The sequence below is a fragment of the Micromonospora sp. NPDC047527 genome (assembly GCF_040643015.1).
Taxonomy (GTDB): domain Bacteria; phylum Actinomycetota; class Actinomycetes; order Mycobacteriales; family Micromonosporaceae; genus Micromonospora.
Genome location: NZ_JBEYTK010000005.1, coordinates 19202 through 43900 on the forward strand (window position 1 = coordinate 19202; position 24699 = coordinate 43900).

General features: G+C 72.2%; 20 protein-coding genes. 7 read left to right on the forward strand and 13 right to left on the reverse strand.

Annotation, left to right across the window (positions count from 1 at the left end; translation table 11 throughout):
• Positions 1–26: 26 nt before the first annotated feature.
• On the forward strand, positions 27–554 hold the full coding sequence (locus ABZ808_RS19770; RefSeq protein ID WP_357008331.1) for a GNAT family N-acetyltransferase: 528 nt from the start codon (positions 27–29) through the stop codon (positions 552–554).
• A gap of 29 nt (positions 555–583) precedes the next feature.
• On the opposite strand, the gene ABZ808_RS19775 is transcribed toward ABZ808_RS19770, so the two are convergent.
• The 4 genes from ABZ808_RS19775 to ABZ808_RS19790 all read right to left on the reverse strand — a co-directional run bounded on the left by ABZ808_RS19775 (position 584) and on the right by ABZ808_RS19790 (position 3726).
• Positions 584–1621 (reverse strand): expansin EXLX1 family cellulose-binding protein, encoded by a 1038-nt coding sequence (locus tag ABZ808_RS19775; protein WP_357008334.1) that lies wholly within the window; start codon positions 1619–1621, stop codon positions 584–586.
• A 53-nt stretch (positions 1622–1674) separates the two neighbouring features.
• Positions 1675–2007 carry a hypothetical protein gene (locus ABZ808_RS19780; protein WP_357008337.1) on the reverse strand — a complete coding sequence of 111 codons (333 nt, stop codon included), beginning with the start codon at positions 2005–2007 and terminating at the stop codon, positions 1675–1677.
• A gap of 62 nt (positions 2008–2069) precedes the next feature.
• Positions 2070–2888, reverse strand: coding sequence for an MOSC N-terminal beta barrel domain-containing protein (locus ABZ808_RS19785; protein WP_357008340.1), 819 nt, complete (start codon positions 2886–2888; stop codon positions 2070–2072).
• 4 nt (positions 2889–2892) lie between these two features.
• Positions 2893–3726 (reverse strand): class I SAM-dependent methyltransferase, encoded by an 834-nt coding sequence (locus ABZ808_RS19790; protein ID WP_357008342.1) that lies wholly within the window; start codon positions 3724–3726, stop codon positions 2893–2895.
• 129 nt (positions 3727–3855) lie between these two features.
• Between ABZ808_RS19790 and ABZ808_RS19795 the strand changes: the two genes are divergently transcribed.
• Complete coding sequence (locus ABZ808_RS19795) at positions 3856–4947, forward strand: LCP family protein (RefSeq protein ID WP_357008345.1); 1092 nt, start codon at positions 3856–3858, stop codon at positions 4945–4947.
• A gap of 125 nt (positions 4948–5072) precedes the next feature.
• The gene (locus tag ABZ808_RS19800; protein ID WP_357008348.1) at positions 5073–6590 is read left to right on the forward strand and encodes a sugar transferase; all 1518 of its coding nucleotides are present in this window, start codon (positions 5073–5075) and stop codon (positions 6588–6590) included.
• Between the two features lie 32 nt (positions 6591–6622).
• Here the strand turns inward: ABZ808_RS19800 and ABZ808_RS19805 are convergent, their stop codons facing one another.
• Positions 6623–7939: a glycosyltransferase gene (locus tag ABZ808_RS19805; protein WP_357008350.1), complete on the reverse strand. Its 1317-nt coding sequence runs from the start codon at positions 7937–7939 to the stop codon at positions 6623–6625.
• Between the two features lie 148 nt (positions 7940–8087).
• Complete coding sequence (locus ABZ808_RS19810; protein WP_357008353.1) at positions 8088–9809, reverse strand: hypothetical protein; 1722 nt, start codon at positions 9807–9809, stop codon at positions 8088–8090.
• Positions 9810–10327: 518 nt separating this feature from the next.
• Between ABZ808_RS19810 and ABZ808_RS19815 the strand changes: the two genes are divergently transcribed.
• Positions 10328–12034, forward strand: a complete 1707-nt coding sequence (locus tag ABZ808_RS19815) for a hypothetical protein (RefSeq protein WP_357008355.1) — start codon at positions 10328–10330, stop codon at positions 12032–12034.
• A 27-nt stretch (positions 12035–12061) separates the two neighbouring features.
• On the opposite strand, the gene ABZ808_RS19820 is transcribed toward ABZ808_RS19815, so the two are convergent.
• The 7 genes from ABZ808_RS19820 to ABZ808_RS19850 all read right to left on the reverse strand — a co-directional run bounded on the left by ABZ808_RS19820 (position 12062) and on the right by ABZ808_RS19850 (position 20684).
• Complete coding sequence (locus ABZ808_RS19820) at positions 12062–13558, reverse strand: flippase (protein ID WP_357008357.1); 1497 nt, start codon at positions 13556–13558, stop codon at positions 12062–12064.
• Positions 13555–14607, reverse strand: coding sequence for a glycosyltransferase family 4 protein (locus ABZ808_RS19825; RefSeq protein ID WP_357008359.1), 1053 nt, complete (start codon positions 14605–14607; stop codon positions 13555–13557). Before ABZ808_RS19825 ends, ABZ808_RS19820 begins: the two co-directional genes overlap by 4 nt.
• A 34-nt stretch (positions 14608–14641) precedes the next feature.
• On the reverse strand, positions 14642–15724 hold the full coding sequence (locus ABZ808_RS19830) for a glycosyltransferase (RefSeq protein WP_357008362.1): 1083 nt from the start codon (positions 15722–15724) through the stop codon (positions 14642–14644).
• Entirely contained in the window at positions 15721–16875 is a 1155-nt protein-coding gene (locus tag ABZ808_RS19835; RefSeq protein WP_357008364.1) for a glycosyltransferase, read from the reverse strand. The genes ABZ808_RS19830 and ABZ808_RS19835 overlap by 4 nt, the downstream gene beginning before the upstream one ends.
• A 66-nt stretch (positions 16876–16941) precedes the next feature.
• The gene (locus ABZ808_RS19840) at positions 16942–18153 is read right to left on the reverse strand and encodes a glycosyltransferase (RefSeq protein WP_357008366.1); all 1212 of its coding nucleotides are present in this window, start codon (positions 18151–18153) and stop codon (positions 16942–16944) included.
• 15 nt (positions 18154–18168) lie between these two features.
• Positions 18169–19308 (reverse strand): glycosyltransferase, encoded by a 1140-nt coding sequence (locus ABZ808_RS19845; protein WP_357008368.1) that lies wholly within the window; start codon positions 19306–19308, stop codon positions 18169–18171.
• A gap of 5 nt (positions 19309–19313) precedes the next feature.
• A complete protein-coding gene (locus ABZ808_RS19850; RefSeq protein WP_357008370.1) occupies positions 19314–20684 on the reverse strand; it encodes a hypothetical protein in 1371 nt (456 codons plus the stop codon).
• Positions 20685–20829: 145 nt separating this feature from the next.
• Here ABZ808_RS19850 and ABZ808_RS19855 point away from each other — a divergent pair, with 145 nt between their 5' ends.
• From ABZ808_RS19855 to ABZ808_RS19865, 3 genes are read left to right on the forward strand one after another with little or no spacing between them, the layout of a single operon-like run.
• Positions 20830–21681: a MurR/RpiR family transcriptional regulator gene (locus tag ABZ808_RS19855; RefSeq protein ID WP_357008372.1), complete on the forward strand. Its 852-nt coding sequence runs from the start codon at positions 20830–20832 to the stop codon at positions 21679–21681.
• A gap of 16 nt (positions 21682–21697) precedes the next feature.
• Positions 21698–23356, forward strand: coding sequence for a urocanate hydratase (gene hutU, locus ABZ808_RS19860; RefSeq protein WP_357008374.1), 1659 nt, complete (start codon positions 21698–21700; stop codon positions 23354–23356).
• A 53-nt stretch (positions 23357–23409) separates the two neighbouring features.
• Positions 23410–24612 carry an allantoate amidohydrolase gene (locus tag ABZ808_RS19865; RefSeq protein ID WP_357008376.1) on the forward strand — a complete coding sequence of 401 codons (1203 nt, stop codon included), beginning with the start codon at positions 23410–23412 and terminating at the stop codon, positions 24610–24612.
• The last annotated feature ends 87 nt before the right edge of the window (positions 24613–24699 follow it).

Consider the following 24699-nt stretch of genomic DNA (forward strand, 5'->3'; position numbering starts at 1 on the left):
GCCCTTGAGCAGCCAGGATGGGCGCCGTGAGTCTGCGTTTCGTCCTCGACCCCGACCTGACCCCGCAGTTGCGCGCCGAGATTCTCACCCTCTGGGTGGATGTCAGCAATGCCGGTGGAGCTGTCGGCTTCGTACCCCCGGTCACCGCCACCGACGTCCGCACGATCGCCGATCCGACCTTCGCCGGCATCGCCGACGGGCCGGACCGGCTGCTGGTCGGCTACGACGGCGACCGACTGGTGGCGGTGCTGGTCTTCTGCGACAACCGGTTCCCGCTGAAGGCGCACTGGTGTGTGCTGAAGCGGGTGATGGTCCACCCGGACACCCAGGGCGCGGGCTACGGATCGGCGCTGATGCGCGAGGCCGCCCGGCTGGGTCGGGAGTTGGGTCACGAGGCGCTGCACCTGACGGTGCGGGACGGGCTGGGGTTGGACGGGTTCTACCGCCGCCTGGGCTACCGGGAAGTCGGCCGGTTGCCGGGCGCGCTGCGGGTGGCGGCCGGTGACGATCGGGACGAGATCCTCATGTGGCTCGACCTGACGTCGGCCGACTGACCGGTCAGCCACACAAGGCGACCCACCGGTCAGCCACACCAGCGGGCGGTGGCCCTCGTCGGGCGGGTGGACGGTGTCTCGGCGGGCGGCGTGGCCGACGCGTTCGCCTGCGCCACCTCGGCCGGGCGACCGGCGGGTGTCGGCGTACCGGCGGGTGTCGGCGTACCGGCGGGTCGGGTGGCGGCCGGGCGGGCCGACGTCGGCGGGCGCGAGGTCGCGCGCGCGGTGCCGGGCTCGTACATCCGCACGACGCTGGTCTGCACCTGGCCAGGTGTCATCCGGATGCCGGACACGGTGACCTGGTGCCCGTACACGTCGCTCACGCGCACGCTGTACGGGCCGGGACCGGCGCCGGAGGCCAGCAGCCAGTAGTTGTAGTCCTGCCGGGCGGTCGCGCGCCACGGACCGCTCGTGCCCTGCCGCACCTCGACGGCGCGCAGCGGGTTGCCGTGGTTGCCGACCCGGACGGCGAACCACCACTGCGACGCGCCCTCCTTGATGCGGAAGGTGAGTGGGCCGGGCAGCGGCGGGTTGACCACGGCGCGGTAGGTGACCGGCACGAGACCCTGGACGGGGTCGGCGATCCGGGTGAAGGCCTCCCGGGACAGGTCGAGGTGGCCGGGCTCGCACTCCGGGCACTGATCCATGATCAGGACGCGGACGGTGCCCTTGGGGCCGGTGACGTCGAGGAAGCCGCCGCAGGCGGCGCCGGCGGCGTACTCGGTCGGGCCGAGCGCGACGTAGAGCCGGTTGGCCGGGGCGGCCGGGTTCGAGCAGTTGCCGCCGGCACCCTTGGAGTCGTAGAAGGTCGCCTTGCCGCTGTGCGTGGCGGTGCCGGTGGGCGGTGCGGCGGCGAGGGTCCGGCCGGCCGCGCAGGCCGGGGTGGAGCCGGAGCGCAGGGCCAGGGTGAGCCCGAGCGCCGCCGCGAGCACGGTGACGCCGGTGGCGACCAGCCAGGGCAGCGGGCCGGACGGGGACGCGGGCCGGTTGTCCGGGGCACGGTCCAGGTCGAGTTCGATGTCGACGTCGGTGATGTCGACACCGCCGGGAGCGCTTCCGTCCGTCACGTCGGCGATGCTGCCGGAACCGTGGACGGCCGGACAAGCCCGCTAAGGCAAAGCTAAGACAGCGTCGACGGACGGTGACCGGCGCGTTCCCGCAGCAGACCGGCGGTCAGTGTGGTCAGGCTCTGCAGCTCGCCCGCCAGCCCTGGTCGGGCTCGCAGCATGTCCTCCAGGCGGGCCCGCCACAGCCCTGTCTCGACCGACGCGCGGGCGCTGTCGGGGTCGTGCCGGAGCTGCTCCCGGGTGCGGTCCAGCGACTCCTGACAGGTCGGCCCGAGCAGGTCGCCCACCTGAACGCTGAGCCAGTCGAACAGGTCGTCGTCGCGCGTCGCGCCGACGAGCACCCGGGCCGCGTCCCATGCCACCCGGGGCTGATGCAGGGCCACCATGGCGTCACCTCCAGATTCGACCATCATCGATCGGCGTCGCGACCACGGCAAGGCCTGGCCGGTCAGGGTTCGATGACGATGGGATCGCCGACGTGCAGGGGGCCGCTGCCGATTGGCACCAGGTGCAGTCCGAAGAGGAGCTTCTGCCGGATGTTGCGGTGGCGGCCGAGTGTGCGCAGCGGCTCCTTCGTGCGTACCCCGGTCTCCTGGTCGGTGGTGGTGACCACGCATCGGTCGCACGGCCCGGCGGCGCGCAACCGCAGGTCGCCGATGCGCAGCGACCGGCCGGCCCAGTCGTCCTCGGCCCAGGCCGGCGCCCCGTCGACCACCAGGTTGGGCCGGAACCGGGCCATCGGCACGGCTGGCTCGCCGGCCTCGGCGAGCCACCCGTTGAGGGCGTCGAGGGAGGCGGCGTTCGCCAGCAGCAGCGGGTAGGCGTCGGCGAAGCTGACCTGGTCGCCGGTGTCGTGGTCGCGCTCGTCGGCGGCCAGGTGCCGGGCCGGCCGGGCCAGCCAGACGAGCCGGACCGGCCGGCCGAGCAGCGCGCCGAGCCAGGCGTCGGCCGCCGGCCCGGCGGTTAGCGCGGACACCGGGACCTTCCGGCTGCGGAAGGTACGCACCGGGACCGGGTCGCCGCCGGCCGGCTCGGGCACGTCGAGGTCGGGCTGCCCGTCGGCGCGCAGCGTCAGGCCGCCCGGGCGCACGGTGGCGCGCAGACCGACCAGGCGGGTCGTCTCCCGCTGGGTGACGCCGACGCCGTCGGCGTCCACCACCATCCAACGCCGGTCGCCGGCCAGGCCCCACGGCTGCACGAACGCGCCGTCGTGGTCGAGGCGGTGACAGCCCTTGACGGGGTACGTGTGGATCGAGATCAGCCGCACCCGGCTACCATGCCACGCCGATTCCGTCGCCGGGGTACCAGTGGTTGGCGGGGCTCTCCCGGTAGGCGAGGAACCGTCGACCGGTGCGCTCGGCGTGGTCGGCGAGCACGTTGGTGCTTGTGACGTTGTCGGTGAGCAGGATCGCGCCGGGGGCGAGTTTCGGTTCGATCGCGTCGAACTCGCGCTTCTCGTGGGCGCGGCTGTGGTCGCTGTCGTGCAGGAACAGGTCGACCGGGCTGGCCAGCGCGCCGATCGACGCGATCGAGTCGCCGATGACCAGGTCGACGACCTCGGACCAGGGCTCGCTGCGGGCCAGGTAGCCGGCCTCGGGGTTGATGTCCAGCGAGGTGACCCGACCCGGGTGGCCCTCCTGCGCGTTGCGCAGCAGGGCGGCGGCCAGCACGCAGGTGCCGAGTCCCTTGTCGACGCCCGTCTCGACCACGTGCGCGGGGCGGGTGGCGCGGACGATCGCGTACCAGCCGATCCGGCGGGCGTAGCGGACCTGCTTGTCGGCGAGGCCACGGCGGGCGGCCCCGGCGGTGGCCTGCTCGATATGGCGCCGCAGCAGGTCGTCGGACTCGATTTCGGCGAAGTAGCCGCGGACCTGCTTGACCGGGACGTCGCAGACGTTGCTGACGAACCATGCGAGGTGGTTGCGGCTGAGCTTGGTCAGCTCGTACGTGTAGTTGTGATGTTCACGGGAGGTGACCAGCCACCGGGCCGAGACGCGCAGCACCTTGGCGTCGTGACGGGCGACCCGGGCGAGCCGCTTGGGGAATGCGGCGACCGGGGCGAGGGGCGTGCGGGCGATGGCCCGTCGGAGCTTCGTTGCGTCCACGGCTGCGTTCATACCAGGTCCAGGCGAACGATGGCGGGGAATGTCACCGATAGATCTTCGACGATCATCGTACGTTCCTGGCCGGACGAGGGTACGCGGGCCGAAAGCTGAATCAGTAGCATCGCCGCTATGCCGCGCGCAGATCAGACCGCAGAACTCAACCTCTCGACGAACTCGGAGCCGGCCGACGGCCGTGGGCAATCAGACGGCGGCGAGCAGACCCCTTCCCGGTCGCACCGGCCCCGGCGCCGGTGGAAGCGAATCGCCCTGATCACCTTCGTGGTCCTGGCGGTGCTCGCTGGCGGCGGCCTGGTCGCGAGCGGCCTGTACGTCCGTTCCATCACGTCCGACATCGAACGGGTCGACGCCTTCGACGGCGTTCCCGAGGACACGCGCCCCCAGCCCGTGGCGGCCGGCGCCATGAACATCATGATCCTGGGCAGCGACTCCCGCGACACCGAGAACACCTCGGGCTCCCGGTCGGACACCATCATCCTGGCCCACCTCCCGAAGGATCGGGCGAGCGCTCAGCTGATCTCCATTCCCCGGGACTCCTGGGTGCACGTGCCCCGGTCCAAGGAGGGCCGCGGCGGCACCGACGCCAAAATCAACGCCGCGTACGCGTGGGGTGGCATCCCCCTGATGGTCCAGACGGTGGAGGAGTTCACCAACGTCCGCATCGATCACGTGACGATGGTCGACTTCGCCGGCTTCAAGGAGATCGTCGACGCGCTGGGCGGGGTGGAGATCGACGTCGCGCAGGGCTTCACCTCGACCCACTCGCTCAACCCCGGCGGTCGCCGGGAGTTCCCCAAGGGGCGGCAGACGATGGACGGGGCGGCCGCTCTGGACTACGCCCGCGAGCGTTACGCCTTCGCCAACGGCGACTTCACCCGCATCCAGCACCAACAGCAAGTGATCAAGGCCATTCTGGACAAGGCGGCGTCCGGCGGCACCCTCAGCAATCCCGGCAAGCTGAACTCGTTCGTGAAGGCCACGGCCAATTCGGTCGCGGTCGACCGCTCGCTGTCCCTGGTGGACCTCGCGATGGAGCTCCGTCATCTCCGTGGCGGCAACCTCGGGTTCTACACCTGCCCCACCAAGGGAACGGGCCGAATCGGCACGGAAAGCGTCGTGCTCGTGGACAAGCCCAAGGCACAGCGCGTATTCGACGCGGTCCGTCGCGATTCGGTTGCCGACATCGCGTCCGCCGCAAAGTAGGAGACAGGATTGCCGTGCCGGCTCTGGTGGCACAACTGACGCGGCCGTAACCTGCGATCGCCCCCTGGCTGTCAATTCCGCCGGAGGGCTCACGGGGGAGGACCACCATGTCGAGCCAACCGGTCATGAGTTATCCGGATACGAAACGGACGGAGGTCGGCGCGGCAGCGCCGTCGGCGATGGCACAGCACGACGCGGACGGCGACGAGAGGGCAACTGCGGCGATCCCCGAGCCGAGGAGGGCTGCGACGACAGCCCGCGCCGGCCTGGACACGACCACCGTTCTGCCGTACGCCGGCTCTCGGGCCTCGAAGCGTACGCGTCAGCTCCGCGCCTGGATGCTCACGGCGCCCATCGACGTCGTCGGGCTGCTCGTGCCTCTGTTGGTCAGCCAGAACTACTGGCGTGGGACGCTGGCCAACGCGGCGCTCACGGTGGCCATCTTCGCGAACGGAGGGCTCTACCGTGCCCGCCGGCACGTCGGCATCCTCGACGAACTGCCCAGCATCTGCGGGCGGTTGCTGGCGTCCGCCGCGGTGGTCGCCATCATCGCGGCGGAACGCCACGACTCGGTGCACTACGTGGGCGGGTTCATGCGAGGTGTCGCGCTCTCCGCCGGCCTGGTGATCGTCGGCCGGGCGTTCAGCAGGGCGCTCACCATCACCGCCCGCAAGCGCCGGTGGGTGGAGCACAACACGATCATCATCGGCAGCGGCCCGGTCGGCCTGGAACTCGCCCGGCTGTTGCGCCGCTACCCACAGTACGGCCTGCGCTTTGTCGGTTGCGTCGACATCTCGCGCGACGAGGGTGTCGGTGGGGTTCCGTTGATCGGCACTCTCGCCGACCTCGAAAAGCTCACCGACATGCTGGAATGCGACGTCCTGATCATCGCCGACCCGGATTGTTCAGAGTCCGCCCTGATGGAGATCCTGCTGCAGTCCGTCAATTCGCGTTCGGACCTGTGGGCGGTGCCGCGCCTGTGGGGTTCCCGGTCACTGGGCGGATACCCCGACCACATCGGAGCGATACCGATCGTCAAGATCGGTGACACCAGGCTTTCCGGCCCGCGCTGGGCCATCAAGCGGGCTTCGGACGTGCTCTTCGCCGCGGTGGCGTTGATCGTGCTGAGCCCGCTGCTTCTGCTCTGCGCCCTGGCGACGTTCCTGGACGGCGGGCGGGGCATCTTCTTCTACCAGGAGCGGATCGGCCGGCACGGCAAGCCATTCAAGGTCATCAAGTTCCGTTCGATGGGGCCCGCCGACGAGCGTGAGTCGGAGACGAACTGGTCCATCGCCCACGACAAGCGAGTGGGCCCGGTCGGCCGTTTCATGCGCCGGACGTCACTGGACGAACTGCCGCAGCTCTGGAACATCCTGCGCGGCGAGATGAGTGTGGTCGGCCCTCGTCCGGAACGCCCGCACTTCGTGGAGAAGTTCTCGGTCGAGTACCCCACCTACGCGATGCGGCACCGGGTTCCCGTCGGGCTCACCGGGCTCGCTCAGGTCAGTGGCCTGCGCGGCGACACCCCGATCTCGGACCGGGCGAGGTTCGACAACTACTACATCGAGAACTGGTCGCTCTGGCTCGACATCAAGGTCGTGCTGCGTACGATCGCGGAGGTTCTGCGCGGTGGTGGTCGGTGACCATCACCGTCCGGTGCAGGACGTCGGTGGGTTCAGCCGTCGGTGCCGCGCCGGCCGTCGGCGAGCAGGGGGTTTCCGAGCGCCACGGCACGTAGCACCCGTGCGTGCCCGGCCAGTGACCCGTCCGGGGAGAACAGCCCGAGCGCCTCTTCGCGGAGGCGCTCGCGGCTGGCCGCCCACGCCGCGCGTTCGCGGACCATCGACGACATCGCCTCGACCAGGTCGGAACGATTGCCCTGTGGGCGGTACCGAAGGTCGTTGATCACCTGCCAGTCGACCAACTCGGCGTCGCCGGCCGGGTTGCTGACCAGGTGACCTCGCCGGCCGTTCGCCAACTGCTCACGGGCACCACCGACGTCGGTGAGCACGACCGGCACGCCGGCCGCCAGCGCTTCCATCGACGCCAACGACCACCCTTCGAAGAAGGAGTCGAGGACGAACGCGTCCGCCGCCGCCAGCAGGGCCAACGGGTTGGCGCAGTGCCCCCGAAGGTGGATGCGGTCGGCGCCGGGCAGCGATGCGGCCGCCTGCCGGGTCTGCTCGTAGTAGAGCAGGTCGTCGTTGGCTCGACCCGCCACCAGCAGGTGGGCGTCCGGGTGCGCGGCGGCCACGTCGGAAAAGGCCGTCACCAGGCCGAACGTGTTCTTCTGCAGGCAGTACCGCGCGAGCGAGACGAAGAGGAACTCGTCGGTCAGCCCCAGCGCGGCGCGGGCACTCGCGCGGTCCACGCGCCGGACGCGCGAAGCGTCGACGCCGTTCGGCACGGTGACCAGCCGATCGCCGGGATAGCCGGGGTTGCGCACGAGATACTGCTGCCGGACGAGGTCACTCACCGCGACCTGCGCGGCGATCCCCTGCGCCCGCCGGCCCTCTGGCACCCAGGAGTCGGGGTGGTAGAAGCGGTGCATGTCGTGCAGCGTCTCCACCCACGGGACGCCGACCTCGGTGGCCGCGTCGAGCAACCAGTCGTCAGCGTTGTGCCCGCTGATCACATCGGGCCGCCAGGAGCGCAGCCAGGCGACGGCGTCGTCCGGTGTCACGAGGTGGGTCGGGACCCCCTCGTCGGCGAGCGCGCGGGCGAGCCGGCCACCGGCACCCTCCTGGCCGGGCAGGCGCGTACCGGTGTGGATGACCGCGGTCTCGAAACGGTGGGCCGGGAGCCGCCTGGCGAGGAACGCGGCGACCTCCTCGGCACCGCCGACATCGAGCACCCCCGTGGCGATGGCGCACCGCACCGGCCGGGATCCGGTGACGTCGACGGCAGCGGGTGGGGTCGACGGACGCGGGTCGGCCACCACCGGCCGGAGTGCCTCCAGGTCGCCCACACCCCTGCCGGGTACGAGGGGCACCGACCAGTCCTCGCTGGGGCCCGACGTCCGCTCACCCGGGTTCGCTAACCGTCGGAGGGTACGTCCGCCCAGTCGGCGCAGCGGTGCCGGCACGACGTGGGCCTGGCGCTGGGCCCACAGGGCGAGTCGTAGCGCCCGTGACGACTGGTCACTCATTCGGCTGCCTCTCGTGCTGGCCTCGACCGAGGAAGAACGGGACCACGATTCCCGCTGCGATGCCCAGCAGCAGCGGCCATCGACTCGTCTCGGACAGGAACGGCGCGGTCATCAGACACAGCGGCGCGATCAGGCAGAACGCGGCCGCGGACCGGACGATTCCGTCGCTTTCGGGGTCGCGGATGGCCTTCAGCGCGGCCAGCGCGGCGGCGGCGAGGAAGAGGATGACGAGCAGCGGCGCCAGTGGGCCGTACCGCAGCCAGTCCTGTAGCAGCTCGTTGTGGACGTAGACCCGCTCGGAGTTGTTGGCAGCCAACCCGACGAGTTGGGGGGCGAGCGGGCCGATTCCGGTCCAGAAGTTGGCGCGCACGTACTCCCAGCCGAGGCGGAGGTCGTTGAGGTGCCCGCTGGTGGAGGCCGCCTGGTGCATCGCGCTCTCCTGCGCTGGCGGGGTCTGCACCGGTCGGCTGGGCGCCACCGACGCGCTGGTGGACCGGCTCGGGCTGGCACTGGGGCTGGCACTCGCGCTCGCACCGCCGGCCGGGCGCGGGGTCACGCTCGGCTTGCTGGTCGCGGTGGGCTTGCTGGTTCCGCCCGGGGCGCCCTGCGCGCCGCTCGGCCCGTTGGTCGCGCTCGGCCGGGCAGTGCTGCCCGAGGTTGCCGTCGGGCTCGGTGTCCCCGCCGCGCTCGGCCGATCGGTCGCGCTCGGCTGGCTGTTCGCGCTCGGCTGGCTGCTCGCGCTCGACTGGCCGTGGGCAAGGTCGAAGCTGCCCACGCTGCGAAGGCCGAGATCCCCGGCGAAGCCCGGCGCGGCCAGCACCACCACCGCCGCCACCAGGACCGCGAACCCGAACTGCCGGATCATCGGTCGCCACCGCTGCCAGGTGAAGACGACGACGGCGACGAGTGCGGCCACCGCCGCGACCCACACGCTGCGGCGGAAACTGATCAGGATCAGCAGTGGCGTGGCGGCTGCCAGGGTCATGTACCGCCAGTCCCAGCGCCACCGGTTGTCCCCGAGCACGCCGATGAACACCGCCGCGGCGATCGCCGGCAGCGCCGAGTCGTAGTAGATGAAGTACGCGCTGAGCCGATCGTCGGCGGTCTCACCGAGCGGAATGGCGATGGCCGCCGCGACCAGCAGGCCGGTCAGCGCGGCCCAGACCGTCATCCGGACCGATCGCTGGTCGTCGCGGAGCCACCGCAGGCTCATGCCGATGACGAGGCCCAGCACCAGCAGGACGAAGGGCCGCGCGTTCTGGTTGACCGCGGAGAAGAGCGACTGCCCGTGGATCAGGCCGCTGACGACGGCCAGCACGACGAGGCCGACGGCCGGGCCGAGCAGCGCCGCGCCGACCGAGCGCAGGTGGGGACGCTCCCGCGGCCACCACCGCGCGGCGGCCGCGAGCACCGCCGTCACCGCGAGGGGCAGGATGATCGGGGCCTTGCCGGTGCTGATGAAGGCCTGGTAGCCGAGCGTGGTCAGCTCACCGAAGCGACCATTCGGTTTGATCTCCTGGGCGAGCACCGCCACGAGCACGATCCCGGTCACGGGAAGCCGATGCACGAGCAACGGCAGCGCGATGGCCAGGACGATGCCGACGAAGGACGGCATGGTCCAGGCGACATACAGCGCCGACAACGCGGCGAACGCCCAGGACGCCCACCAGATCCGCCGTGCGCCGGCAGCGGCGGGCAGACGGGGATCGAGCACCCGGTCGAGGACGCGGGTCAGCGGAGACCCGGGAGGCGTGTCACCGTCGGCGCCTCGATCGGTGACCTGTTCGACTGGACCGATGCCCACGTCGTCCGTGCCGGAATCAGTCGCAGTTCCTCTGGAACCCATCGCTGCCTTTGCCCCGTGATCGGGCTCCGGCCGGCCTTCGCTGACACAGAACCCTGCTGACAACAACGCCGAGCCGGCTGCCGTGATAATCGGGGGACGACCACAGCCCAGGCAGCCCGGTGACCAGCGCGGCCGTGCAATGTGGTGGGTCGAGCATCACGGCCCCACGGCCGCCGCGGCACACAGTATCAGTAAGGATGATGACGAGTGCCGCCGGAAGTGCGCCCGACAACCCCGACCGGGGGTGGTCCCGGATCGATGGTCGAGCAATTGCCCGGACATCAGTAGGATGCTTATCGTTTTCGGTCGGACTGTTGACTTGGCGTACGCGTAATCGATGGCCGCCACCCGGTATGGTCGCCCGGGATCACCCCCCGGAGCCGCAGATGATCACCCGCCGCACCCTTCTCGCCGCCGCCAGCGGCATGGTCCTCGCCGGTGACGCCCCACCCCAGGAGGGCACCGTGCTGCTGCCGCCCCCGTCCGGGGGCGACGACACCGGCGCGCTCAATGCCGCCCTCGGCCGAGGGTCCGGGGGCGTCGTACGCGGTTCCCCCGGCGCGCACTACCAGGTCAGCGCCCCTCTCGTGGTGTCCAGCGGCACGACGCTGATCATGTCGGGGTGCACGGTCACCCTGGCGACCGGCAGCGCCTGCAACCTGCTCACCAACACGGCGGTCGCCGGAGGTGGCCGGGACCGGGACATCACCGTCATCGGCGGCACCTGGGTGCGCGCGGGTGGGGTCGGTGGCACCGGCCCCGACCTGCACACCCTGCGCTGGCGACGGGTCGACGGCCTGACCCTCAAGGGGCTGACGGTGCGGACCGCGAGCGACAAGTACGCCATCTCCCTGGGCGACGTCGTCGACACCTCGGTCACCGAGATCAGGTTCGCGGTGCACTCCGACGGCGTACACCTTCAGGGGCCGGCGACGCGGACCCGGATCTCCGGGATCCACGGTTCGACGGGTGACGACACCGTCGCCATCACCCCCCGCGACTGGCAGGCGTACGACGACGTGTTCGGGCCGGTGACCGACACCGTCATCGAGAACGTCAGCGCGGCCTCCCTCGCGGCCCTGGTCAAGGTGCTCGGTGGGTCGCCGGAGACCGCCGCCTTGCGCACGACCGTCCGGGGCGTCACGGGCATCGCCGGCAACAACGTCGTCTGGATCGGTGACGACACCGCCGACTGGCGCACCACCGGCGGCCGGGTCGACGAGTTGGTCGTGGAGCAGGTCTCCGCCACCACCCTGCCCAGCCGGGGCGGCATGGTGCACATCAACGGCTCCTTCGTGGGGCACGTGCACCTTCGCGAGTTGCGGGCTCGGGGGCCTCGCGGGAACGAGCCGTTGGTGCGGGTGACACCCCTTCGGGCGGCGGTCCTCGACGCTCTCACCGTGGAGGATGTCGACGTTGAGCAACTCGATGCCGCGCCTCTGCTCGCCGTGGCCCGGACGGTGACGATCGGCCGCCTGCTGGTCGACGGGGTCACCGTCGCGGGCACGTCCGCGGGCACCGCCGTCACCCAGATCGCGGGGGTGGTGGACGACCTGACCGTTCGGTCGGTCAGCCTGGCCACGAGCGGCGACAGTTACCTGGTCGAGTTGCCCGCGTGGGCGACGCACGCAGCGATACGGCGGGCGAACCTCTCCGACGTGCGGGTCGCTGGCCGGGGCGGCGCCCTGGTCACCGCCCCGGCGGCCACGCACGTCCTGCCCCGGCTGGCCGTCAGCCAGACTCGGACGGTGGGGACGGCCTGGCTGGTCGACCTCAACACCAGGACCGAGCTCGTGGTGTCGGACGTGACAATCGACGACACGACCGGCGGCGTGGCACGGGTGCGCCGGTCGGGTGCGGCGGTGGTCCGTGGCGACGGGCTGCGCTCGGCAAGCGACTCCCGGGGGGTCGCGGTGTCCGCCGGAGGATCGCTGGTCTCGTACGCGCTGGAACTGGCCGCCGACGTCAGCGAGCTCGTCCGGGCGGACGGCAGCCGGGCGACGAACACGAACGCCCGACTGTCCTGCGGAATCGGACCGGTCGAGTGCACAGGTCTGACCTGGCAACACCTTCGGACCGGCGCGACCTACTGAGGCGCGACCGCCGGGCCGGCAGTGTGCTCAGAGGGCCTTGCGGGACAGCACCCGCCTGAGGTCCGCCACGGTGATCGCCCGCGTGGCCAGCACGGCCACCCCGAACAGGCCGGCGGCCAGCGCTCCCTCGACCTGCCACGGAAGACGGACCAGCCACAGCGCCAGAATGGCGACGGCGCCGACCGCGAGGACGCTGGCCATCTCGCGTACGGGCAGACGCGAGGTCATCGCCCGGGCGGCCAGCAGGCAGGTGGCGGCGCCGATGACGAGTTCCGTCGCCGCCGCGACGCCTGCCGCACCCGTGGCTCCCCACCTGGCGCAGGCCCAGAACTGCGCCCCGAGGTTGACCACCGCCACCGAGACCGTCAGCACCGCGATCGGCCGCACCAGGCCCAGTGCGGAACAGATCGTCGTGCCGACGTACCCCAGGGTGACGCCGACGAAAGCCACCGCCAGCAGGAGCAGGGGTGTGACCGCGGGGCCGAAGTCGTCGCCGTAGAGGTACGCGACGAGGGCCGGGGCCAGCGCGATCAACAGCACCGCCGTACCCACACCGATGACGGTGCCGGTGCGGGTCGCCAGGCTGAAGATGAGGTTCCGACGGTGTGCGTTCATGGTCAGGCTCGTCGCCACGATCGGCAGCAGCGGGGCCACCAGCATGGCCGGCCCGAGCTGGGCGACGTCGAGGAACTTGTAGGCGGCCGAGTAGTAGCCCAGCTCGGCGGCGCCCTGGAGATGGAACAGGATCACCGAACCCAGGCGGTAGTAGGCCATCACCGCGAGCGAACTGATGGCGAGCGGCCAGCTGAGCGCGAAGATCCGGCCCGCCTCGGCCCAGGACGGCCGGCCCAGTGGCACCAACCTCCGGTTGATGGCGACGCCGATGCAGGTCTGCACCGCCACGACGGCGACGAAGAACCAGGCCAGCAGGACGACGTCGCCGCCGGTCCGAGCGATGAAGACGACCGCCACCAGCCAGAGCACGCCCTGGACGAGAGCGAGCACGGCCGACACCTCGGGACGGAACCGGGCGGTGGCTCCCGCGGTGAGGATGGACGCCGCGGACAGCGGTGTCGCGATGGCGACCACACTGACGACCGCGCTGGAGTCTCCGAAGAGCCCGCCGCTGGCGGCGAGGAGCAGGCCCACGGTCGCCAGCAGCGCCACCGACGTACGGATGAGCAGGCCGGTCGTCAGGATGCGGCCGGCCGCCACCCTCTCGCGCGCGATCCGGGAACTCACGGTGATCGTGGTGCCCATGTCGGCGACCTGCGCCGCCGCCGTGCCGAGGGTGAGTGCGAGGGCGAAAACGCCGTAGCCGCTGGGGTTCAGGTACCGGGCGAGCACGGAGGTGGTGGCCATGCCCACGACCATGCCCAGCAGCCGGAGGCCGAGGGAGACGGCGGTTGCGGTGCTGAGCCCGCGTACCGATCGCGTGGCGTCGGCGGGGATGCCCGGCGCGGCGTCCGCCGGGCCGGCATCCCGGTCGGTGGGCTCGGTCGCCGTCGGTCCCGGTGAGGTCATCGCAGGCACTCCCCGAAGGTGCGTTCGTACGCGTCGAGCCAGCTCTCCCGGCCGTGCCGCTGCTCGACGTAGGCGACGCCGACGCCGCGTCGTTCCAGCATCGCCGACACCGCCTCGGCCGTCAGCTCGGACGGGCTGTCGATGACGAGGCCCCCGCAGTGCGGAACCAGTTCGGTGCCGGGATCGTCGTGGAACGCCACGATCGGCAGTCCGCAGGCGGCGGCTTCCAGGACGCAGGTCGGCGTGCCGTCGGTCTCCGCGCCGCAGTAGATGTAGAAGTCGCTGGCCGCGAGCAGGTCGGGCACGTCGTCGCGGTGGCCGGTGAAGTGCACGTCGTCGGTGCCGGCGCCGAGCCGCTCCAGCCGCTCGCGGTCCGGGCCGTCACCGACGACGACCAGGGCGCTGCCGCTGGCCAGCGCCGCCGCGATGGCCCGGTCGTGCCGCTTCGCGGCGTGCAGCCGCGCCGCGAGCACGGCGACCCGGCGATCGCGGAAGCGGCTCGGGAGCAACTCCTGGCGCAGGGCCGCCCGGGTCGCGGCCGGTGGCGCAACGTAGCGGTGGGTGTCGATCGCGTTGGGCACCACCACCAGCTTGTCCCGGCCGACGACGGGTTCCAGGTCGTCGGCCACCGCCTCGCTGACGCAGACCACGCGTGAGACGTGCTCGGCGGCACGGGCGTAGCCGGCGAGAAGCAGGCGGCCGACCGGGCCTCCCATCCACCGGCCGTGTTCGGTCCACACGACCGGTGCCCGGCGGGACAGTGGCGCGGTAAGCGCGATCTGTTCCCGCTTGAACTGCAGGTAGTAGATCGACGAGTCGGTGACGGCCTGGATCCGGTGCCGCTCGATGGGCACCCTCAGCAGCCCGGCCGCCATCGTCCTGCGGGACCACTTCGGGCCGAGGCCGATGTCGCTGCGGCTGAGGCCGTGCTCCTCCCAGCCCGGGCACCGGCCGTACAGGGCGACGTCATGGCCGCGGTCCCGCAGCCCTCGACCGAGCGCGACGGTGTGCGCCTCGGCACCACCGGCGGTGTCGGAGACGGAGACCATCGTGACGATCATGGGGGCCAATGCGGTCCTTCCCTCAGCGGACGCCGGCCCGGCCGGTGGTCCGGCTCTGCGCGGCAGTGGTGTACGCGGCAAGGAACTGCCCGGCCGCGTCCGCCGTGTCGACCGGCGTCGCGCCGCGTTCGCCCGCGAGCGCGATGGCGTCCCGGACAGCCTCGACGCTGGTGTCCCGGGCGACGACGGTGGCGAGTTCACCCAGACCACCGCAGGGCGCCACCGCGGTCGGCACGCCCAGCCGGGCCGCGACGGCGAGAACGCCGGACTGGCTGGCGACGGCGTACGGCGCGACGACGACATCGGCGGCCGCGACCAGTGCCGTGAACTCGTCCACGTCCAGGTAGCGGTACGCGGTCGTCACGGCCGCCCCAGTCTGCTCGATCAGGCTGTCTACCTGCTGCCCCGGCCCGAGGTCCTCACCGACCACGGCGCCCCGCCAGCCGGGCAACTGCGCGACGGCGCGGACGAACAGCTCGGGATTCTTGTCTGCCCGGACCTGACCCGGCAGCAGGGCGAGCCGGGCGCCGGTCGGACTCAGCGCGGTGCGCCACCGTTCGACCAGTTCCGGTTGCGCGGGCGGAGCCCACTGGGCCAGGGGCACCCGGTCGACGTTCGCCACCCCCCGGTCGTGGAGGTCGCGCCGGTCGGCGTCCGAGTAGACCAACACCCGGTCGGCGTCGCGAAGGGCGCTCCGTAGCGCCCGGCCGCCACCCGGGGCGTTCGACCGGACGAAGGTGTTGTGCGGGCTGGCGACGACTGTCGCGTGGCGCAGGCGGGCAATCGAGATGAGTTCCGGCGTGAGCGCGAACAGGCCCTGGATGTGCACGACGTCCTGTGGACCGATCACCCGGTGCAGGTGCGGCAGCGTACGAAGCAGGTAGCGCGACGACGTGCGGGCCTGTCGGACGCGGCGGTTGGTCGAGGCGCGGTGCCAGGTGACGCATCGACAGAGGCGCACCGAGGGCGGTGCGGCGTCGCAGTCGTCGGCGGTGTGCACGACCACGTCGACGCCGAGCTCCCCCAGGCCGGCGGCGACCTCGACGGCGTGGTTGAAGACGCCACCCCGACCACCTGACTCGATCATGTGGACGCGGCGGATCACGATGCCGCCGTCCGGCCGGCGAGCGCCGAGGTGGCGTCGACCAGCTCGCGGACCGCTTCGGGCCAGCCGAGCGCCGCGCACCGCTGCCAGCCTGCCAACTCCCGCACGTGCCGCTCGGACGGACCCCGCACGGTGTCGACGACCGCAGCGGCGAAGGAGCGCGGGTCGTCGGCCACCCGGTGGGCGTCGGCGTCGCGTACGGCGGCCGGGAGGCCCCGCGCCGCGAACGAGCTCATGACGACGCAACGCCCCCTCGACATCGACTCGGTCAGCTTGAGCTGCGCGCCTCCGCCGGTGGTGGCGGGAGCGACGGTCAGCGCGGCACCGGCGTAGGCCGCGGCCACGTCGTCGAGCGTGCCGAGGACCGTCACCCCGGGTACGTCGGCGAACTCCGGTGCCAGGCTCTCGCTCCGGCGGCCCGCCACCGTCAGGCGGGCCGAGGGAATGTCCGCGCGCACGAGTGGCCAGGTGTCGCGCACGAACGCGCGCAGCGCCCGCACGTTGGGTTCGTAGTCGTAGGACGCCAGCGCGAGAACGTACCCGTCGGGTGGCGAGGGCTGGTACGGCCAGATGTCCACGCCGTTCGGCGCGATGACGACGTCGCTGGCCCATCCGCGCAGCACGTCCCGATCCGGCTCGGAGAGCGCGACGCAGAGGGCCGCGCGGGCGGCCACCCGGGGTTCCCAGAGGGCGGCCTTGGCGGCCTCGGCGCGGCGGGCCATTCGCTGCCACCCGTGGGCCGACGTCACCAACGTCGCGAGGCGTCGGCTCTCGATGTTGGCGAACTCGACGACCTGCGGCACCTGTCGTGACGTGGGGGGCGCCCAGGCGGCCAGGTAGGAGTGCGACCAGTACACGGCGTCGGGCCGGAACTCGTCGCACAGCGCCCTGAGGGAGTCGGCGACCGGCACCATGTAATGCCCGCCCAGGTGGGGTCGGCCCGATGCCCGGGTACGCATGGCCGACGGCGGCGACCAGGGCAGCGCACGGGTCGCCACCGGGGCATCCGGCTGTCGATCGCCGTGATCGGGGAAGGCGACCAGCACCTCGGCGTCACGCCCCAGCGCCTCGGCGACCCGGGCGGTACGGATCCGGCCACCGTGTTGCGCCGGCCAGGGCGGTTCGACGGTGACGACCAGCACGCGTGTCACGCCGCGACCGCCCGGCGGCAGGCGGAACCCCGGTGTGGCTCACGATCGGCGATTGTCATGGCCCCGTTACCGCCCGTCGGCCAACTCGGTCACCAACAGGTCGCGCAGTAGCGCGCCGCGCCCCTCCCAGCCGTGCTCCGCCGCGCTCGCCATCCGGGCGCGCACGACCGCGTCGTCGACCGGTTGCAGCAGGTCGGGCAGGTGGGCGGGCAGGTCGCCCGCCTCCGCCACGGTCACGTGCGGGTTGGTGCGCGCGAGCTCGGCGACCGCCGGCAGAGGGCTGCTCAGCACGGCCAGCCCGGACGACAGGTACTCGAAGCACTTGAGCGGGCTGACCCCACGGGTGTAGTCGTTTATCGCGTACGGGATGACCCCCACGGCGCAGGTGCCGGCCGCCTCGGCGAGTTGGTCGGGGGTGAGGACGCCGAGGTGGCGGGCGCCGAGGTCCTCCAACTGCCGCAACTGCGCGTCGAAACTGCCCCCGCCGGCGGCGAGCGGACCCGCCAGAAGCAACTCGCCGCGGCCGCGTACGGCGCGGGCGATCGATTCGAGCAGCGGCAGGTCGAGTTTGTGCGGGGTGAGGTTGCCGGAGAAGAGGACGTTGGGACGGCGCTCCCCTGCCGGCCTGCTCGCCGCCGTGAAGACCGACACGTCCGCGACGTTGGGCAGGAGTTCGACGCGGGGGAAGCCGGTGGCGGCGAGGTGGTCCCGCACCGCCGTGCTGGTGGCGATGGCGACGGCGGTGCGCGACGACAGTGACCGTTCACCGCGGCCCACCGCGACGGCGTCCACGCCGGGAAAGGTCGCCAGCAGGTCGACGCAGTGGTAGATGACGAGGTCCGCGGATTGTTCCAGGCCGTAGGTGACGGGTGTGAACGTCCAGAGCACCCGTGGGCGTGCGCTGTTGAGCCAGTCGCCGGTGGCGCGCCGGAGCAGGGCACGGTTGACCGGGTAGGTGGGCGTACGGTGCACCGGCAGCACGAGCGGCGACACGATCCGCGCCCCCGCCGGCCGGGGCCGCTGCGCCGGGGTCTGCCGGTCGCCCACGGCCCGACGGACCCGGGACGCCATCCGGACGACGTCGTCGCGCCGGAGCGTGGGTCGGCGCAGACCCAGCGACTCGACGAACGTCACGTTCGCCGTCTGGGCGAGCTCCCGCGCCACGTAGTGCTGGTTGGTCGCGATCGGAGAGTCCCACTCGGCGGTGCCCAACATCAGCACGTTGGCCACGGATGCCCCGCCCGCTCGCGCGTGCTCCGGCACGGGCATCGTCACCATGACGTCATCCCTCGCTCACCGTCCCTGCTCGGCCAGCCACCGAGCCATGTTCGCCTGAAAGGCCCGCGGTGTGAACCGTTGGGCGTTGGTCACCGCCGCCTGCGCGGACAGCTGTGACGCCCGACGGATCGGGTCCACGTACGCGCTCGGGTCGGTGGAGTCGAGGAGGAAGCCGGTCTCGCCGGTCACCACCGTCTCGAGCAGCCCGCCACGCGCCCAGCCCACCACCGGTGTGCCACACGCCTGTGCCTCCACCGGGATCATGCCGAAGTCCTCCAGCGCCGGGTACAGCAACGCGGACGCACCCCAGTACAGCTCGCGGAGCCGCTCGGTGGTCGGTCTGACCTCGAACTCGACAGGCACGTCGACGCGGGCGGCGAGCCGGCGCAGGTTCTCCTCCTCCGGGCCGCTGCCGGCGAGCACCAGCGGCAGCCGGGCCGCCGCGGCGATCTCGATCATCAGGTCGAAGTTCTTGTACGGAATCCAGCGGCCGACGCCGAGCAGGTAGCGGCGTTCCTGGTCGCGGACCGCCGGTGGGGCCGCGGCGAAGTAGTCCACCTCCACCGGCGGGTTGATCACCCTGGCGTCACGACCCCAGTAGCGGCGGATGCGGGCCCGCACCTCCAGCGAGTTCGCCGCGTAGCCGTGGACATGTCTGCTCAGCCGCTTGTCGCCGGCTTGGAGGACCGCACGCACCGGCGCGAGCGCGGCGCTGGCGCCCCGCTGGTCCAGGTCGGGGCTCCAGACGTAGCGCGCGGGCGAGTGCACGTAGCTCAGGTGGCGGGTGTGGTCCGGATCGCCGATCTTCGCGGTGTGCGCGAAGGCGTGGCTGGACGAGAGAACGACGTCGTACTTCTTGCGGGTCAACGTTCGCCAGGTGAGTGGCATGAGCGGCAGCGCGAGGGCCTTGCTGTGCCGCAGCGGGGTCTTCGCCAGCCAGGATTCGTAGATCTCCTGGTCGACCGTCGCGTCGTGGTCCTTCCAGAGGACGAAACGGTCGGCGTGCGGCACGATCTCGGCCATCTTGAGGAAAACCTGCTCGGAGCCACCGGTGGCACCGAACCACTCGTGGATCAGCGCGACGGAGCGGTCAGCGAGAGGCCGCAGGTCGACGTCCGGTGTGGACGACGCCGTCTCCGTCGATTCACCGCTCAACCCGCTCAAAAGACGACCACGTCGCGGAGGTAGCTGGCGAACCGCCGCAGCTGGTACGCCTCGGGCACGGGCGAGGTCATCCGGATCACCAACTGCCGGTTGACGGCGCCATCCTGTCCACTGCGGAAGTAGGCGACGACGACCAGGCCGTGCCGCTGCGCACCGTCGACCTCGATGATCTGCTCGGCGTAGCTCGCGTACAGGCCGCTGCGGATCCACTGCGCGCCCCACGCCTCCTCGACCGAGCGCATGGCGTTCTGCCACTGGTCGGTGCACGGCTGGGGGCACTCGCGCACGATCACCTCGCCGCCGAGCGCCTGGTTGCCCGAGGCGGTGGTGCCGCACTCGTACTTGACGATCCCCTCCGCCCGGGCGGCGAGCGTGCACTGCCAGTTCGTGGGCATCTTCACCGGGAAGCCCAGGCCGTCGAGGTCGGTGAGCGTGCGTACGGTGTCCCGCTCGGTGAACCGTGGCCACTGCGTCGGCCATGCTCCCGGCTTGGGCGGCTCGATGCCGGGCGACTGCGGCGGTGTCGTCGGGATCGCCGGCGACAGGATGCTGGTGGTGGGCGCGGTCTGCGGCGTCACGGGGTCGTCCGATCCGCCCCAGATCACCAGGCCACCCGCCGCGGCGAGCACCACCAGGACCAGCGCGCCGGCACCCACCCAGAGGCCGGTACGCCGTGGGCGAGGCTCGGAGGGCTTGATGCGGCGCACGGGTGCGACGAACGGGTCGGCCGGCGGCACCACCGGGCGGGTCTGCGCGATCGGCGACCCCGAGGCATCGGTGGGTACGCCCGTGGCCAGGTCCGGAGTGGAGGGTGATGTCGGCGCGCCCGAGACCGGCTGCGGGGACGCGGACACCGGCTGACCGGAGACCGGGTTGGTATGCACCGCCCAGGGGAGTTGCGGCATGTGCGCCACCAACTCGGGCGCACCGGAGACCGGCGGCCCGCTGGCCTGCCGCGGCACACCGGACACCGGCGGGGCCGAGGCGGGCGGCGCGGAGGTGGGCGGCGCCGACGTGGGTGGGGCCGACACGGGCGGGGCGGAGACCGGCAGGTCGGGCACCGGCTGGTAGTCCATGCCGAGGCTCTGGAAGAGGCGCTGCGGCGCGTGCCCCTCCTCGGCCCGGTACGCCACCCACGGGTGCGCGGCGGTCAGGTCGGCGTGCGCGTAGCGGTGACCGCCGGCGGCCTGCGCCAGTGCGTTGGCGGCGTTGCCGAAGGCCACCCGCCAGCGCTCGTCGGACGCGGCGACCCCGTCCAGCACGGCCACGGTGGCGAACTGGCCCTGCCCGTCGACTGCGGCCCAGGCCTTGCCGACCTGGCACGCGCCCAACATGTGGGTGTACCTGTACGGGCTCTCCGGCTGCATGCCACTCCTCCGCTCAACCGCCGTGCGGATCCTACAGATGTGCCGCCATCGCAGCGCCCCACCGGTCAGCGGTGCGACAGCTCGGTGAAGCGGGTGGTCCGGCCCGCTCTTGCCCTCTGAAAGTTTTCATGCATAGAGTCGTGTCGTGAATAAAGGTACTGCCGAGGCGTCGGTGAAGCAGGTGCTGGACCTGTTCGACGGGGTGCGGCTCACCCCGACCCAGCGCCGGATCGCGCACTGTCTCGTGCAGCACGCCCCGACCGTGGCGTACCTGTCGGCGGCCGAGGTGGCCGAGCTGGCCGGGGTCAGCCAGCCGTCGGTCACCCGGTTCGCCGTCGCGCTTGGCCACGACGGTTACCCGGCGCTGCGCCGCCGGTTGCGCGACCTCACCACCGCCACGCCCGGTGGTCCGGCGGACGCGGGCAACGAACTCCAGCAGGCGGTACGCGCCGAAATGGGCAACCTGGACCGGCTGGCCGGTCAACTCGCCGACCGGGACCGGATCGCCGAGACGGGGCGGGTGCTCGCGGCCAGCCGCCCACTGCCGGTGCTCGGCCTGCGCGCCGCCGCCCCGCTGGCCGCGTACTTCGCCTTCTTCGCCGCCAAGGTGCACCCGGACGTGCGGGTGCTCGACGACGGCGGCAGCCTGCTCACCGACCGCCTCGAACAGGCGGCCGAGGCCGGCGCGACGGCGGTGCTGGCCTTCGTGCTGCCCCGCTACCCCCGCGAGACCCTGGACGCGCTGCGCGACGCCCGCGCCGCCGGTCTGACCGTCGTCGCGATCACCGACTCGCCGGTCAGCCCGGCCACCGAGCACGCCGACGTGGTGCTGCCCGCCGCCGTCGGCGCCCAGCTCGTCTTCGACCTGCACACCGCACCGATGACCCTGGCCATGGTGGTGTTGCAGGCGATCTGCGACGCCGCGCCGGCCGACACGCAACGCCGACTCGAAGCGTTCGAAGCCTCGGCGGCCCGCCGCCAGTTGTTCCTCGGATGACCGGAGGAGACCAGAGATGACCCAGCCGATCCGTGCCGCACGGGGCAGCCAGCTGACCGCCCGTGGGTGGCAGCAGGAGGCCGCCCTGCGGATGCTGATGAACAACCTCGACCCCGAGGTGGCCGAACGCCCCGACGACCTGGTGGTGTACGGCGGCACCGGCAAGGCGGCGCGGGACTGGCCGTCCTACCACGCGTTGGTCCGCACGCTCACCGACCTGCGCGAGGACGAGACGATGCTGGTCCAGTCGGGCCGGCCGGTCGGCGTGCTGCGCACCCACGAGTGGGCGCCCCGGGTGCTGCTGGCCAACTCCAACCTGGTCGGCGACTGGGCGACGTGGCCGGAGTTCCGCCGACTCGAACAGCTCGGCCTCACCATGTACGGGCAGATGACCGCCGGCTCGTGGATCTACATCGGCACCCAGGGCATCCTCCAGGGCACCTACGAGACGTTCGCCGCCGTGGCCGCCAAGCGGTTCAACGACACCCTCGCGGGCACGCTGACGCTCACTGCCGGCTGCGGCGGAATGGGCGGAGCGCAGCCGCTCGCGGTCACCATGAACGGCGGCGTGTGCCTGATCGTGGACGTGGACCGCACCCGGCTCGACCGCCGCGTGCACGACCGCTACCTGGACGAGGTGGCCGACTCGCTGGACGACGCGGTACGGCGGGTGCTGGCCGCCAAGCGGGACCGACGCGCGCTGAGCGTCGGCGTGGTCGGCAACGCGGCGGTGGTCTTCCCCGAGCTCCTGGTGCGGGGCGTCGAGATCGACATCGTGACCGACCAGACCAGCGCCCACGATCCGCTGTCGTACCTGCCGGTGGGGGTGGAGTTGGCCGACGCCCGGGAGTACGCGGCGGCGAAGCCGGCCGAGTTCACCGACCGGGCGCGGGCGTCGATGGCACGGCACGTGGCGGCGATGGTCGGTTTCCTCGACGCCGGCGCCGAGGTCTTCGACTACGGCAACTCGATCCGGGGCGAGGCGCAGCTCGCCGGCTACCAGCGTGCCTTCGACTTCCCCGGCTTCGTGCCGGCGTACATCCGGCCGTTGTTCTCCGAGGGCAAGGGCCCGTTCCGGTGGGCGGCGCTCTCCGGCGATCCGGCCGACATCGCCGCCACCGATCGGGCCATGCTGGAGTTGTTCCCGGAGAACGAGTCGCTGGCCCGGTGGATCCGGCTGGCCGGCGAGCGGGTCGCCTTCCAGGGCCTGCCCGCGCGAATCTGCTGGCTCGGTTACGGCGAACGGGACAAGGCGGGCGTGCGGTTCAACGAGATGGTCGCCTCCGGCGAACTCTCCGCCCCGCTCGTCATCGGTCGGGACCACCTGGACGCGGGCAGCGTGGCCAGCCCGTACCGGGAGACCGAGGCGATGGCCGACGGCTCCGACGCGATCGCCGACTGGCCGCTGCTCAACGCCCTGGTCAACACGGCCAGCGGCGCTTCCTGGGTGTCCATCCACCACGGCGGCGGCGTGGGCATCGGCCGGTCGATCCACGCCGGTCAGGTCTGCGTCGCCGACGGTACGGCCCTGGCCGGGCAGAAGATCGAACGGGTGCTCACCAACGACCCGGCGATGGGCGTCATCCGGCACGTCGACGCCGGCTACGACATCGCCCACGACGTCGCCGACCGCACCGGCCTCCGCGTCCCCATGACCGAGGGCGACCCCGCGTGAGCGCGAGGAGTGCAGCGCAGCGGAGCCCCGCAGTCGCGAACAAAAGAGGTGCCGTGAGCGACGACCTGTCCGCCCGCTTCCGGGCGCTGTGGGACGAGATCGCGCCGGTCGGGCGGGACGCCGACAGCGGCGGCTACCTGCGCTACGCGCTTACCGAACCCGAGGTCGAGCTGCGGGTCTGGTTCCGGTCGCAGGCACAGCGCCGCGCGATGCCGGTCACCGAGGACGGCAACGGCAACCTCTTCGCGCACTGGGGTGACCCGGAGGCCGGCGACGCGGTGCTCACCGGCAGCCACTTCGACTCGGTGCCGCACGGCGGGGCGTACGACGGGCCGCTCGGCATCGTCAGCGCGTTCCTCGCCGTGGACGAGCTGCGCGCCGCCGGTGTCACCCCGGTCCGGCCGCTGGTGCTGGCCGCGTTCGTCGAGGAGGAGGGGGCGCGCTTCGGCGTACCGTGTCTGGGGTCGCGTCTGCTCACCGGGGCGCTGCCGGCGGATCGCGCGGCCGGGCTGCGCGACGCGGCCGGGGTGAGCTTCGCCGAGGCGCTCGGCGACCGGCCGGCGGGCGCCCGCCCGGAGTTGCTGGGCCGGTTCGGCGCGTTCGTGGAGCTGCACGTCGAGCAGGGCCGCGCGCTGGTCGAGACGGACGCGCCGGTCGCGGTGGCCAGCGCGATCTGGCCGCACGGCCGCTGGCGTTTCGACGTGACAGGCGAGGGCAACCACGCGGGTACGACCCGGATGGCCGACCGCCGCGACCCGATGCTCACCTACGCGTTCACGGTGCTGGCGGCCAACAAGGAGGCCCGGCTGCGCGGCGCGCACGCCACGGTGGGCCGGGTGGCAGTCGAACCGAACGCCACAAACGCCATCCCGTCGAAGGTGACCGGCTGGCTGGACGCCCGCGCCGCCGACCCGCAGACCCTCGCCGACCTGGTCGAGGCGGTGCGGGGCAAGCTCGCCGAGCGAGCCCGCCGCGACGGTACGGAGGCGACCGTCACCGAGGAGTCGGCCACCCCGCTGGTCTCCTTCGACGGCGGGTTGGCGGGCCGGCTGGCGACGCTGCTCGACGCGCCGGTGCTGCCCACCGGCGCGGGGCACGACGCCGGGGTGCTCGCCGCGCACCTGCCCACCGCGATGCTCTTCGTGCGCAACCCGACCGGGGTGTCGCACTCCCCCGCCGAGGCGGCCACCGACGACGACTGCGCCGCCGGGGTGCGTGCGCTGGCCCGCGTGCTGGAGGAGCTGACGTGCCGGTGAACGACGTGGAGGGTCCGCGGCGGGACGGGGTTCGGTATCTCCGGCCGTCCTTTGGAGCTGATGTCGCAAACGAATCAGCCGGACCGC